This window comes from Bacillus cereus group sp. BfR-BA-01356, assembly GCF_022663635.1.
In the GTDB taxonomy this organism is placed as follows: domain Bacteria; phylum Bacillota; class Bacilli; order Bacillales; family Bacillaceae_G; genus Bacillus_A; species Bacillus_A cereus.
In genome coordinates, this window is the sequence record NZ_JAKUFX010000143.1 from 1 (window position 1) to 14,526 (window position 14,526).

Below are 14,526 nucleotides of genomic sequence, written 5' to 3' on the forward strand. Positions count from 1 at the left end.
TTTACATAAAATACTGGTCTAGTTTCGTGATGTCTTTTTTAAGCAATTTGTCCTTTGATAACTTCAAAAGATATTATTTTTCAGTTGACATACTACCGCAGGTCTTTTCCAGGCACAAGCTCTTGTGCATATACAACAATTACACTAAAACTACTTGAACTAATAAAACCGATACATAAAAATAACGGTACGACCCACACAAGTGAGACATGTGGTAATAACAGTGCAAGTGGCGCTGAACCTAACATTGAAAATACGATGATATTTTTCTTACCAAATCGATCTGCTAACGGTCCTCCGAAGAAAGTGCCTAACACACCAGCAATCATAAATGCGAATACGAAATACTGGGCATTTTTTATAGATAAACCGTAATGCTCTATTAAGTAAAATTGATAGAAATTCCCGATACCAGCACCGTACCAAGAGCGTACAAAAGTAAGAAAAACAAGAAGTATAATAACGAATTTAATGTGTGTACTTACAATTGCATTTTCCGCCTCAAGTGCAGCCCTCTTCTTCCTTCTTACAGCACCGGTTGCTAATTCATTTTTGTACCAATTCGATACGAAAATTAATAATGCAATTCCTACTGCTGCAAATGCTGTAAAACCCAATGAACCAATTTGACCGAGTGGAACGAAAATTAGCGCTGTAAAAATAGGAGCTAAAGAATTCCCCGTGTTTCCCCCAACTTGATAAATCGCTTGCGCTAACCCTCGTTTTGCACCTGCCGCCATATACGCAACACGAGCGCCTTCTGGATGAAAGACTGCGGAACCTAAACCAATAAATAAAACAGAAATAATAACAATAATAAAGTTTGGTGCAAACGCGAGTCCAATCATTCCAAGCATACTTGAAAACATGCCGAGTGGTAATAAAAATGGTGACGGCTTCTTATCTGAATACATACCAAACACCGGTTGCATAATCGATGACGTCATATTTAACGCAAACGCAATCCACCCTACTTGCATATAGGATAAATTCATCGTTTTTTCCAAAATAGGAAACAACGCCGGCACAACTGCTTGCATCGAATCATTTAAAAAATGTCCAAAGCTAATCGCAAATAATATTCGATATATTGTCGGTGTTTCTACTGTGTTTTTTTGCGAAACTGCCTGCATATGTGAATCGCTCCTTTCTGTACAAAAAATATATTTATTACAGTAGGTGTAATAAATTCTGACTTTTGAAACATTTCTATTCTATACTGCTTTCATTTCTTTTTCCAGAAATATAACTTAACTCCCATCATTGACTTGCATCCTTGTAACTTTCAGCAGTAAAACATTATAGAAAAAGGCAACCCAATCACAAACTGGGTTGCCTCTTACATTAAATTGCAAAACGCTTATACTTCTCGTAATCGCTCGTCTTACATTCCACTTCTAGTTTCGTACCTTCATTTTCATAACTCGTTGATAAAACGTGCGCATGATTATTGAAATACGAAACTACCTGTCCTTGATCATACGGAATTAACATTTCACATTTCGTATATTCTTTATAAATATGGGAACGAATCATTTCTACAAGCTCTTCCATTCCAACATGTTTCTTCGCAGATAAATACACGCGGTCTTCTTGTACTTTCGGAATTTCAACATCCACCATATCTGATTTGTTATAAGCATAGATCGTTGGAATATTTTCTACTCCAATTTTCTTTAACGTTTCATTTGTAATATCAATTAATTGTTCATAATTTGGATTTGCGTAATCTACGACGTGAATAAGTAAATCTGCTTCCGCTACTTCTTCTAACGTTGAACGGAACGCCTTCACAAGATGATGTGGTAATTTACTTACAAATCCAACTGTATCTGTTAATAAAAATGATTTATTATCTGGCAAATCAATATTTCGTACAGATGTTTCTAACGTCGCAAATAACATATCTTTTTCAAATACTTGCTTTTCTTCTGTACCATTATAAATTTCAAGCATTGCATTCATCGTCGTTGACTTTCCTGCATTCGTATAACCTACTAATGCTACAACAGGTATTTCATTTTTCTTACGTTGCTTTCGCTGTGTTTGACGCTGGGCAACGAGCGCTTCTAAATCTTTATTTAAAACTGAAATTTGTTCTTCAATTTTACGACGATCTAACTCTAACTTTTTCTCACCGACACCTTTATTTTTCGTACCAACGCCGCCGCTCTGTCTTCCTAACGATTCACGAAGACCGATTAAACGAGGCATCATGTACTGAAGATGTGCTACTTCTACTTGTAGCTGTGCTTCTTTCGTTTTCGCACGTTGCGCAAAAATATCTAAAATTAAAATGGTACGATCAATTACCTTACAATCTAAATCCTCTTCTAAATTTCGAATTTGTGAAGGAGATAATTCATCATTAAAGATGACCATATTCGCATCTATTTCGCGTACATACGCTGCTACTTCTTCAATCTTTCCTTTTCCGATATAATGCGACGGATTTACTCGTTGTAAATTTTGCGTTACTTGCCCAATTACCTCTACATCGCAGGCTTCCGCAAGATTTGTTAACTCTTCCATCGAATACGCAAAATCATCTTCATTACCTACATTTACTCCAACTAAAACTGCTCTTTGTAATACTTCTTCCATATATTTATTCCTCCATTTCGATTACGTAAAATAAAAAACACAGGTCGCTGCCTGTGTTTTCGTAAACGGATAAGGGTTCACCAAAGAAATAGAAGAAAGCTATGCTTTCATCCTATTTTATAGTCAAAAAGTCCCAAGATTGTATACGTATCCACAATAAGCGTTCACCTATACAATCCCATTCTATTTATAAAGGCAAAACAAAAAGAGGGCGTATTCGTCCCTCCCTCTTTTTCACATATAAGCTTAATAAAGGGTTCCTTTAAAATAGGCAGACCAATCCCGTTCACTCTGTACACAGACAGAGCCTTTGAGCGCTATTCAATTATTGGCACAAAGTATTGAGACGTAATCTGATTAAGATCAAAGGAAGCCCCTCCGTTCATTTTAAGTTACATAAAGTGTAGCATAAGTAATTCGCTTTCACAAGGTTTAACAACCTATATCACACGAAAGAAAATCTTTATATTTTTACTTTAATCGTCATTTTTTGCGAGTTTTTCTCACAACAAAAATAAAAAAAACAATCATCAATAACAAACCAATGGAAATAATAACAACTTGCCGCCAATTTAAACCGCTCACCATCTCACCTTTTAAATCCACTTTCTTCGTCGGAACAGACACTTTTGCAATTTGACTTAAAGCCGCTTTGTCCGCCCCTGCCTCATCCAATCTCTTCGTTCCACTACAACTATTTGTGTGTAATTGTTTTTCTGATCCTCTTTGAGTAGAAAATACTAAGTACTCTCCTCCTTCTACAAAGCGAAACATACAATCACCACCATTTGTATATAAAATAATTTGCGAAGAAGTTGTCCCTTTCCAAATTTTCTTCACCTCAAATAACACTTCAGTGCCAACCTCTTCTTTCCTTCCAATCTCAATTACTTTCCCCTCAAACACTACATCATTTTTTGGAAATGCATCTTCTGTTGATACTTTAATACAATCACAAGCATAAGATTTCTCTGGAAAAATAATAAGAATAAAGCTACAAATGATGACAACAGGAAACATGTGTGAAATCCTTTTCAAGGAGCTCAACTCCCTTCATTATCAATTTTAGAAACTTCTCGTATATTATTTTTACAGCACTCGCCAAATTCCTTCATAGTAAGTTAAGTATTATCGTTTTAATACAACAAAAATCTTTATTGACATTTTTATAACCTAATATTAGTATCAGGTTATAAAAATAAAAGTTAGGAGATGTTCCTATGCATTCTAAATCTCGTATTACTGCAATTGGTACTTATGTTCCAGATCAAATATTGTCTAATAACGATTTAGAAAAGATGGTCCATACGAATGATGAATGGATTGTACAAAGAACAGGAATGAAGGAAAGAAGAATCGCTAGTGACGAAGAATACTCCTCAAACTTAGCCATTAAAGCAATTAAAAATTTATGTACAACATATAAGAAAAACTTAGAAGATGTCGACTGTATCATTGTCGCTACTACTACTGCTGATTACGTTTTCCCTAGTGTTGCTTGCCAAATACAACAATACTTCAACATACCTCATACACTAGCTTTTGATTTAAATGCAACTTGTGCTGGTTTTACATATGGACTACACGTCGGTAATAGCTTAATCACTTCTGGATCACATGAAAAAGTACTTGTCGTAGCGACAGAGACATTATCTAAAGTTACTGATTATAGCGATAGAACGACCTGTATTTTATTCGGTGATGGTGCTGGAGCTATTTTATTAGAAAGAGATGAAGACACCCCAAGCTTTATCGCTGCTCACATGGGAACAAACGGTGATGGCGGCATTCATCTATATAGAACAAACTTATCTACTACTATGAATGGCACATCACTGCAAACAAATGAAAAAATCGTTCAAAATGGAAGAGAAGTATATAAATGGGCAACACGCACAGTGCCAAAAGGCATAAAAGATTTAATACATACCGCAAATATGCAAGTAGATGATATAGACTGGTTCATACCCCACAGCGCTAACTTACGAATGATTGAATCTATTTGCGAAAAATCTCAAATTCCAATACAAAAAACATTAACGAGCGTGGAATATATGGGGAATACCTCTTCAGTCACCATTCCACTCGCTTTAAATTTAGCTATAAAAGAAGGAAGGTTAAATAACGGAGACACACTTTTACTATACGGATTTGGTGGCGGACTTACGCATTTAGGACTTATTGTAGAGTGGAATTTAATTTAAGTGTATAAAAAGAGGTTCTAGTCAGTAACTAGAACCTCTTTTTCATTTAATTTCTTGCCCCTTTTCGAGACCATATCACAACAGGAATAAGTAATAACGCTAACACGCCTCCAGCCAATGACAATGCCGCATAACTTGAATTCGCTACTACCATACCTGACATTGCTCCACCAGAAGCTCCAGCTAGCGCAATAAAAACATCTATTTTCCCTTGTGTTTTAGCACGTGTAGACGGTGTTGTGGAATCAACGATTTGTGCTGTACCACTTATCAATCCGAGGTTCCATCCTAGCCCAAGTAAAGACAGAGCAACGATTAATAATAATAAAGAATCACTTGGCGCTATCGCAGCTATGACACCCGCTGCAAGTAAAATCACTCCACCAGCTATGCTCATTGTAGTTCGGCCAATTTTATCAATTAACATTCCTGTAACGAGAGATGGAAGATACATTGCACCTACATGAAAACCTATCACAAGTCCTACTGCACTTAAACCGTGCCCATGGTGTCCCATATGAACTGGCGTCATCGTCATAATCGCAACCATCACTATTTGCGTAAGTATCATTACGATTGCTCCAACTGTAATACCTCGTTTATTTTCTTTCGCTTCTTCTGTTATTGGTTGTCCTTTATATGTATGTTCCTGTTTATATCTTTCTATTATGTTAGCAATAATCAAAGGATCTGGGCGAAGCATAACAAAAAGAACTAGACCCGCCAGTATAAATGCTGCTGCCGATAGTATGAACGGACCTGCAAGTTTAGGAACTCCAATTGAATGAGCAAAACTTCCCATTACCCCTACTAAATTTGGTCCTGCAACTGCACCGAAAGTCGTCATTACCATCGTAATACTAACAGCCGTTGCTCTCTGTTTCTTATCTGCTAAATCTGTACCTGCATAACGAGCTTGTAGATTCGTGGCTGTACCGGCACCATATATAAGTAAAGAAATAAGTAAAAGAATAATACTATTTGTTAAAGCTGCCATTACAACACCAATTGCTCCAAATCCACCTACTATAAACCCTGTTGCAAGGCCTATCCGGCGTCCATATCGTTGCGAAAGCTTCCCTACTATGAAAGCTGCTAATGCCGATCCTAATGTAAACATAGCAGTTGGTAATCCTGCAAACGCATCTGTTCCAAGCATTTGCTGCGCAAGAAGTGCTCCCACTGTAATACCAGCAGCTAGTCCTGCACCGCCAAACATTTGTGAAATGCTGACGATTATTAACGTTCGTTTGTATAGTTTTTGTTGCTCTTCTTCTGTGTACACATGATTATCTATTAAAGCCCCTGCCTTATCTAGCAATTCCCCATCCTCCTTTTAAAATTAATCCCTCTTGTTAATGTACTATGTATAACGTTACATATTCAATGGCATTTTCCATTCCTTCCTTTCATTCTAAAAAACTTTCTAATCATACTCGACTTATCCCATGCTATATTAAAAATACTACTATTCACAATAGGCAAGGAGGAAACAATGAAAAAAACAGTAGAATTATGTGAAGCTTGCAAACATGATCCAGTATATAAAATAGAAGAATCCGATCAAGCAAATCAACCTTATAAATTATGTAACCAATGTCATGAGCGTCTTATTTCGTTATCTTTACATCCTAAAGAATGGTACCACCTTGTAATGATTCACTCACCTTATAAATATTATTTGCATGATAGTTTTTATGAAGAAGATGGTAAAGCGAAGCAACCAAAATTAGAGATGAATGAGCACAAACTTACACCCGTGCCCACTTTAGAAGAAGTTCGCTCTAGTTTAGAGGAATTACTTGATTACACCATGACTAGATGGTTTCTTCAAGAAACAGAAATTGAAGCTCTTAATAGGTACGATCAAAACGAAGTACTAGATGCTGTTATAAACCGCTTTTCAAACACAATGAATGGTGTAATTAAAACTAGATTACTTGAGATTGTTATATGTATACTAGTAGAATTCGCCTCAGATTGGATAAGAAAACTGTGGAAGGCATTTGATGAAGAATTACTTGCACCTCTTTCTCACGCTGCAGCTTATTGTTTACCATTTGAAGAAGCCTTTCCTTTAGTAATAGAAAGGCTAAAAACAGTATTAAAAAGTGAGCTTCCGACCACTTCCTTCATTTGTCTGCATTCTTTTCAATCCTCAGAAACATTAGATTGGATAGAGGAACATGCAGTATCATTTCATAACGATTGGGCGCGATTAGCTGCAGTATCACAACTAACTTGGAGACGAATTAAGTCTTGGCTAACAAAAGGACACCCTTTAAGTTTAATAGCACTTGATGCAATGGTTAGCTGTATACCTGCAAATGAAGATGTACTATATGAAATGGCTCCAAAAATTTTATTAGCAGATCCGTCAGAAATAAAGTCAACCTTAATAGCTTACAAACAAAGAGACAATGTTCCAACTGTCAAAAGAAGTGTTGAAACTATTTTAGAAAACAAGACAGAAATATTTCAATACATGAATCCTTTACAAATATCTATCAAAAAGAAACCACAAAACTTTTTAGTTATGGATGGCACAGTACAAATCCATGAAAACAGACTGGATGAATACGTAGACTTCATTAATACAAACAACTTTACTGATGTTTACATTAATGATCTTAGGTATAGTTTGCACCATATTAATTTTCTTGAACACTGCCCGCAAATTGAAAGCTTACACATTAGTAGTATATATATTACTGATTATTCAGCCCTATATAAATTAAAAAACTTAAAATCTTTATCACTAGAAGAACCACAAGTTCCACTAAACTTAACAGAGTTAGAAAGCTTTACAAATTTAGAGGAACTTCACATAAAGTGTAATAAAAACATTAAAGGCTTCGAATCTTGTCCTAACTTAAAAGAACTATACATTTGGAAATACAAACCGAAACAAAAGAACCTTGAAGAATTAATGTCTTTACAAAAAATTGAAAAACTAAGCATTACACAAGGGAACATTAATTCATTAAAAGGATGTAGGTCATTACCTAAATTAAAGCATTTAGAACTCAATTATTTAAGAAATTTAGAGCATATTGATGAAATTGAAAACAATGCTTCAACTTTAAAACACATCGAATTCGACCATTGCAGTAAGCTTAAAAACCACGAATATTTGCGCTATTTAACGGAATTAGAAACTCTCATCTTATCAAGTTGTGGTAACATACGAAATCTACAATTCATTAAAGAACTACAAAAATTAAAACATTTAAGCTTCGTGGATTCTACGATTGTAGACGGAAATTTAGAATCTTGCGTCGGAATTGATTTTGTTGGTTTTAATAATAAAAGGCATTATAGTCATAAATTTAAAGAATTAAATCCAGATTTTTCATACTAACGTAAGGAAAACAGGCTAATAGCAGCCTGTTTTCCTTTACGCTTCTTCTACTATCCTTCCCTTTCTCTTTTTACTCAAAGCTTTCCCTTCCCAAAACAACAAACTTACGAAAGCACAAATTAAAATAATTGGCACACTTGCTTTATATAAATCTGTAAAACTCATAGCCATCTGATTCTTGGCATAATGATTCACATCATTTGAAAATGTGAGTACCTCTTTCTTTATACTTTCCCCTTGTTTTTCAACTTCTTTTGTCACTTTCCTCATAACTTCTTCTCTTTTTACATCTCTATATTCTACTGGAACTTTTCTTAATATTTCATCCGTCTTGTCGCGAATCAATTCTTCCTTTTTCTCTTTACTTAATCCCATTGTCATTGCATTTTGTTTCTTATTTATATTCGACTCTAAACTTTGATTCTCTATTTTCTCTTTAGTCATTTGTAAAATTTCAGTTTGCTCAGTACTATTCACATGAATAGTACGCACCTTTTCTTCTGCATAACGATATACTTTTTCTTTATTTACAGTTAAATTGTGAGTTAAGTTAGAGACAAATATTGCGACTGCCAATACAATTCCAACTTGTCGTAACATTGATACAACACTTTGAGAAGCAGTTAACAATTCTCCTTCAAACGAAGACGCACTTAAAACTGTAATTGGCCCCACTACTAAACCATATCCAACACCTAATATCATACATGGAATAATAATTTCTATATTTGTTGAATGAACATCAATCATTTGCAACCAATAGTAGGAAAGCCCCATAACAAGAAATCCTGACAAAATAATAGTTACTTTTCCGAGTTTTTTAATTAAAGTTGCTGCAACTGGTGAGACAAAAAATATCATTGCTGAAATAGGTGTCACTAAAAAAGCCGCTTCAATTTCCGTTCGACCCTGTAGTTTCGTCAAGAACGTTGGAAGCAATACAGTAACTCCAATTAAAAATAAATTACTTAATATAACAACGATAGACGCTCCGACAAACATTCGATCTTGAAATAACTTTAAATTCACCATTGGATTATGAATCTTTCGTTCTACTAAAACAAATAGAATAAGAGAAATAGTGCTAAGTGCATAACAAGACAAAGCAATATTACTTTGCCATCCCCATGTATTACCTTTTACTAATATGAGAGTAAATGAAAAAATTGCTGTGCTACTTAATAGTAGTCCTATCCAATCTATTTTTGAGATAATACGTTCTTCATTTTTTATTTGTAGCATGATGCAACATAACACGATTCCTATTATACAAACCGGAACATTAACGAAGAACACCCATCTCCATCCTAAATTTTGCGTAATAATTCCACCTATTACTGGTCCCATAGCAGCTGACAATCCTTGTGTTACTCCTAAAATTGCAAGCGCAACATGCCTCTTAGCTAATGGCATAGCTGATACACCAATTACCATACTTGTTGGAAATAAAATCGCTGCCCCAATACTTTGTATAAAACGAGAAAAAATAAGAAAATCACCTGTATTAGCAAAAGCGCAAAGTACCGATCCACCACCAAAAATCACCAGACCCAGAATATACATCTTTGCTTTTCCAAAGATATCAGCTATCCGCCCTAACGGAATGGCAAGTACTGCAATCGTCATTGTATAAACATTTAATACCCAAGACATCTTTTCTAACGAAGTATTTACACTCGATTGTATTGCCGGTAAAGCTATATTCATAATTGTCGTATCAATCATACAAAGAAAGATACCTAGACACATTAAAAAGACAATCTTAATACCCTTTGATTGCTCCATCTTTATATACCCCTTTATTTATTGTGAACGCGTTTTTCATTCTTCTGTTTTATTGTTTTCTTTCGCCTCTAACTCTTCTAATTTTTTCTTCAAAGTCTCCACTTGTGCACTATACGATGCAATACCTACATCTAGTGAAATTTCTTCGACGAAAGTAATACCTACTCTCCACTTTTCATATTTCAATCGAAGATCTGCAATGTACGCTTCTTTTCTTTCAATTTCATCTTTAATCCATTTTTTTATTGTTACATCATCACTATAGTTACCAAAATACATTCTCATTAAAAAATCCGAACGTAAAACATCCTTCTCTACAGGCGTCTGCATGTATTGATAAAACTCTTCACGTCCTTCATCTGTAATAAAGTACATTTTCTTATTCGGTTTCCCCTCTTGCATGACAACCTCTTTTTTTATTTTCCCTTCATTCTCCAATTGTCGTAACGTTGGATAAATCATTCCAAAACTTCCATCAAAAAAATGAGTAAATACGTCTTCAAACACAATTTTAATATCGTACCCAGACAATTCCTTTTCCATTAATAAACCTAAAACAACATCTCTTCCCTTCAAAGTAAAACCCCCACACATTATATAATCAATAATCATATTAACAATGTTAATATGATTATTGATTATATACCTTATTCTGTTAATTGTAAAATGTTTCTAAATAAAAAAGCCCCATAATTTGGTTTCACCAATTCACAGGGCCATTTTCTTTTTTACTCTTTCACACCTACATCTTGCAAAACTTCAATATCCTCTTTCATTTCATAATAATAAGAAGGCAATTCTATACCATGTTCTAAGAAATAATCCTCAATGAATGAAATAATAATTTTTAACGTTTTCACACGAGCATACAATTTATCGTTACTTTCAATAATATGCCACTTCGCATTTGGCTTACTTGTTTTTTCAAACATGTCTTCCATCGCTTCAACATATTCATCCCATTTTTCACGATTACGCCAATCTTCGTCTGTAATTTTCCATCTTTTCAAAGGATTTTTCTCTCTATCTTTAAATCTCTTTAACTGTTCCTCTTTACTTATATGGTAGAAGAACTTCCCCATTATGTAATGGTCATCTGTTAGTAGTTTTTCAAAATCATTAATCTCATCATATGCTCTCATCCACTCTTCCTTTGTAGCAAAACCTTCAACACGCTCAACTAACACACGACCGTACCATGAGCGATCAAAAATAGTAATTTGCCCGTACTGTGGAATTTTGCGCCAGAAACGTTGCAAATAATGGTAACGTTTTTCATGAGGTGCAGGCGCTCCAATTGGATCTACTTGGAACCCACGTGGGTCAAGATGTTCCGTCACCCGCTTAATTGCCCCACCTTTACCAGCCGCATCCCATCCTTCCATAACAAGCATAACCGCGATTTTTTCTTCTTTCAAAATTTGTTGTAATGCTAATAAGCGCCTTTGATATTTTTCGAGTTTCTTATTGTACTTAGATTTTGATTCAATTTTTTTCGTTAAGTCTACTTTAGCAAGATGTCCATTTTCCATAAAACAAATCCCCCTTGTTGTATGACAATGTTATTTTAACATATTTTTGGCAATTTTTTCATATCCTAAAAAGCTGTGTAGAAACATCTCTACACAGCTTCCCTCTCTAATTTCACATATACAAGCACATTTAACTACATTAAAATAAATAATTTATACGGAACTCTTAGTATATTCTTTTTATTAAAACATAAAAATAGCCCTTTTAAAAAGGGTAGCAATCTAAGTATAGAAAAAACAAATTTATTCTTTCTTACTACATACGTAATTATGCCAGCTATAAGAGTAGTGAATAATATATTAATTCACTACTCACAATAACCACTTTACATTATATGGTATATTTACTCGTAAAAAGAAGATAATAACAAGTAAATCCATTAAAGAATGGGAGCTCTTAAAAAATGAAACGAAAAATATTAACTCTCTTTACGCTTGTATGTTTAGCACTACCAATGCAAGCTAGTGCTTACACATTTCAGTCACTACCGATTGCGTCAAAGTCTAAACAATGGTATGTCGAAATTGATAAATCTCATAACTCAAACAAGCAAGCAATCCAGCCGAAACAAGGTGTATTTGATACGTATAGTTTACTCGTAAAAAACATCGGTCATGATGTATCAAACGTATCTGTGGAAATACTTGATAACAATCCTACCTCTAAGGCTACCTTTAAACCTACTACACCTAATGAAAATATTTCTAAAAGTCATACAAGCTTTGACTACATGGTATTCCCATTAGACTTTAATAGTCATAATTTTAAAGTTGTAATCACTTGGGAAGAAAAGAATTTCTCTTATAACGGCCATCCGGTAAATGAAGGTAAAAAAATGAAACAAACATTTGTATTTAATGAAGACTAAGTCCTAATTTCTTTAGGGCTTAGTCTTCTTTTTTGAAACCTGCTTGTATCGCTTCCGTCACTTCTTTTGTGATTTCTAATTTTGTTGCTTCCATACTAATTTTTTTGTGCCAAATGTGTATGGAAGGCTTTTCATTACAAAGATGTTTTATTAATACTAGTTGATTATATGCTAAGTTATTTTCTATATAGGTCTAGCCCTATTTTCCCATATAATCAATTAAATCGACGAATACTCGGTACAGACAATGCTATTCCAATTGTTAAAATTACTAAACTAGCTAGTGTTATAATAGTTATCTCGCCACCTATGACAGTAGCTAACCAGCCTACAACTACGTATCCTAATGGCAATAAAGCAAAAGAACCCAACATATCAAGGCTTGCCACTCTTCCGAATGCTTCTTCTGGTACAAGCTCCTGTAAACTCGTTTCCCAAATGAGTCCAAATATCATCATGCCAAATCCTTCAATTGCCATTAAGAATATTAAAGCGGGTGCCCAAGAAATGAATGGCATAATTAATAAAGCAATGCCACTCATTAAAACACCTCCATAAGCCAGTAATCCTCTCTTATGCCACAGCTCTTTCCCACCAAATATTAATGCGGCAATTACAGCCCCACCACCAGAAAAGGCCATGCCAAGTCCATACACGTAAGCTTCAAAATGATGATGAACATTAAATAACCATGGAATTAATACGACGATAATGCCGGCATAACAAATATTTATAAAAGAAAAAACTAAAATTGTAATCCACAGCCACGGATGACTTTTTAAAACTAAAACACCTTCCATAAACTCTTGTTTGTAATTAAGCTTACTCTTTTCAATGGGTTTTACTTTTTTAAACTTAATTTCTTTTAAAAATAATAAACATAAAAATGATAATAAGTACGTTGCTGCATCTAGTCCGAAACCTATCCCTGCAGATGCAACCGATACGATTAACCCACCAAGTGCTGGCCCAATTAATCGTATACCTTGATTACTCATTTGAGTGAGTGCGTTAGCTGCATTACGAATTTCAGGGACGAATACTTTCGCCCTTACAGCAGAATATGCTGGTTGGAATATCCCTTCCATAAGTCCGTATATGGCAACGAGAATATATAAAATCGTAATTGTTAATAAATCCATAAATATAAGCGATGCAAGTAATAGCATTAATATACAGCGGATTATATCCGTAAATAACATTAACCTAACCCGATCAATTCGGTCTACAATTAAACCCGCAAACGGTAAAGCAAGAATATTAGGTAGCATGTACCTTGCCATCGTCATCCCCATTACAACTGTTGAACCAGTTAATGAATACACAACAACTGGAAGTATGACCATAGTTATCGAACTACCTAGGGCCGAGAGTAATTGTCCAATCCATAAAAACTTAAAGTGCGTTGATACTTTAACTGGTAATAATAATTTTCTAATATAACCTAAACTTTTCTCCTTTTGTATTTCCCCTTGCATGTCTCTCTCCTCTTTTCAAATGACTATAGAATACATAATATATGACTGAAAATTTATAATATTATATTTCTAATTATATAAGAAACAATTATGTTATGGTAAAATTATCAAAAAAATATAAAGGAGAATACATCATTCTGCCTCTAAATTCACATAACATCGAACACCAGATCTATACAATGTGTATGATCCAACGTAACAATGAAGTTTTACTCATAAAACGCCCCAACCATCGAGGTTTCCCTGGCTACATCGCTCCTGGCGGCAAAGTAGATTTCCCCGAAAGTATCGTTCAAGCCGCTATAAGAGAAGTAAAAGAAGAAACTGGACTACTTGTTTCCAATTTAACTTTTAAAGGATTAGATGAATATGTAAATCCGAAAGGGAATGTTCGGTACATGGTATTCAACTATTGGACAGACTCATTTGAAGGTGAACTTCTTTTGAACCCTCCTGAGGGTGAATTATTATGGATGCCAATTGATACAGCACTAAAGCTACCTATGCAAACTTGGTTTAAAGAAAGATTCCCATTATTTTTTGAAACAGGCACTTTTGAAATTCAACGTGTTTGGGATAATGAGCCATGCCCATCAACTTAAAAATCTTCACTACCCCCAAGTGTAAAAAAACGTTATTCTTTCTAAAAAAGCTAGACTAGAAAGGATGACGTTTTCTTATGAATCTCTCGAT

The 14,526-nt window shown here is 34.6% G+C and carries 11 protein-coding genes and 1 pseudogene; 4 read left to right on the forward strand and 8 right to left on the reverse strand.

Features of this window, described 5'->3' with window-relative positions; translation table 11 throughout:
• Positions 1–104: 104 nt before the first annotated feature.
• The 3 genes and pseudogenes from MR168_RS28485 to MR168_RS28495 all read right to left on the reverse strand — a co-directional run.
• Positions 105–1,133: pseudogene (locus tag MR168_RS28485) on the reverse strand (MFS transporter); the annotation flags it as partial.
• 211 nt (positions 1,134–1,344) lie between these two features.
• Positions 1,345–2,604, reverse strand: coding sequence for a GTPase HflX (hflX, locus tag MR168_RS28490; RefSeq protein WP_000393291.1), 1,260 nt, complete (start codon positions 2,602–2,604; stop codon positions 1,345–1,347).
• Positions 2,605–3,087: 483 nt separating this feature from the next.
• Complete coding sequence (locus tag MR168_RS28495; protein ID WP_080353251.1) at positions 3,088–3,624, reverse strand: cobalamin biosynthesis protein CbiN; 537 nt, start codon at positions 3,622–3,624, stop codon at positions 3,088–3,090.
• Positions 3,625–3,824: 200 nt separating this feature from the next.
• Between MR168_RS28495 and MR168_RS28500 the strand changes: the two genes are divergently transcribed.
• A complete protein-coding gene (locus MR168_RS28500) occupies positions 3,825–4,808 on the forward strand; it encodes a ketoacyl-ACP synthase III (protein WP_049107134.1) in 984 nt (327 codons plus the stop codon).
• A 46-nt stretch (positions 4,809–4,854) separates the two neighbouring features.
• Here MR168_RS28500 and MR168_RS28505 read toward each other — a convergent pair whose 3' ends face one another.
• Positions 4,855–6,129 (reverse strand): MFS transporter, encoded by a 1,275-nt coding sequence (locus MR168_RS28505; RefSeq protein WP_000884513.1) that lies wholly within the window; start codon positions 6,127–6,129, stop codon positions 4,855–4,857.
• Positions 6,130–6,303: 174 nt separating this feature from the next.
• On the opposite strand from MR168_RS28505, the gene MR168_RS28510 reads away from it, so the two are divergent.
• Positions 6,304–8,169, forward strand: a complete 1,866-nt coding sequence (locus MR168_RS28510; RefSeq protein WP_086412154.1) for a leucine-rich repeat domain-containing protein — start codon at positions 6,304–6,306, stop codon at positions 8,167–8,169.
• A 36-nt stretch (positions 8,170–8,205) separates the two neighbouring features.
• On the opposite strand, the gene MR168_RS28515 is transcribed toward MR168_RS28510, so the two are convergent.
• The 3 genes from MR168_RS28515 to MR168_RS28525 form a co-directional block, all read right to left on the reverse strand.
• Positions 8,206–9,954: an MFS transporter gene (locus tag MR168_RS28515; RefSeq protein WP_086412153.1), complete on the reverse strand. Its 1,749-nt coding sequence runs from the start codon at positions 9,952–9,954 to the stop codon at positions 8,206–8,208.
• A 36-nt stretch (positions 9,955–9,990) separates the two neighbouring features.
• Positions 9,991–10,530, reverse strand: a complete 540-nt coding sequence (locus tag MR168_RS28520) for a PadR family transcriptional regulator (RefSeq protein ID WP_000678333.1) — start codon at positions 10,528–10,530, stop codon at positions 9,991–9,993.
• Positions 10,531–10,682: 152 nt separating this feature from the next.
• A complete protein-coding gene (locus MR168_RS28525; RefSeq protein ID WP_000427315.1) occupies positions 10,683–11,486 on the reverse strand; it encodes a polyphosphate kinase 2 family protein in 804 nt (267 codons plus the stop codon).
• Positions 11,487–11,890: 404 nt separating this feature from the next.
• On the opposite strand from MR168_RS28525, the gene MR168_RS28530 reads away from it, so the two are divergent.
• The gene (locus MR168_RS28530; protein WP_000823346.1) at positions 11,891–12,355 is read left to right on the forward strand and encodes a hypothetical protein; all 465 of its coding nucleotides are present in this window, start codon (positions 11,891–11,893) and stop codon (positions 12,353–12,355) included.
• Between the two features lie 215 nt (positions 12,356–12,570).
• Here MR168_RS28530 and MR168_RS28535 read toward each other — a convergent pair whose 3' ends face one another.
• Positions 12,571–13,833 (reverse strand): MFS transporter, encoded by a 1,263-nt coding sequence (locus MR168_RS28535; RefSeq protein ID WP_086412152.1) that lies wholly within the window; start codon positions 13,831–13,833, stop codon positions 12,571–12,573.
• A gap of 137 nt (positions 13,834–13,970) precedes the next feature.
• Between MR168_RS28535 and MR168_RS28540 the strand changes: the two genes are divergently transcribed.
• On the forward strand, positions 13,971–14,435 hold the full coding sequence (locus tag MR168_RS28540; RefSeq protein ID WP_242291679.1) for an 8-oxo-dGTP diphosphatase: 465 nt from the start codon (positions 13,971–13,973) through the stop codon (positions 14,433–14,435).
• Positions 14,436–14,526 lie beyond the last annotated feature (91 nt).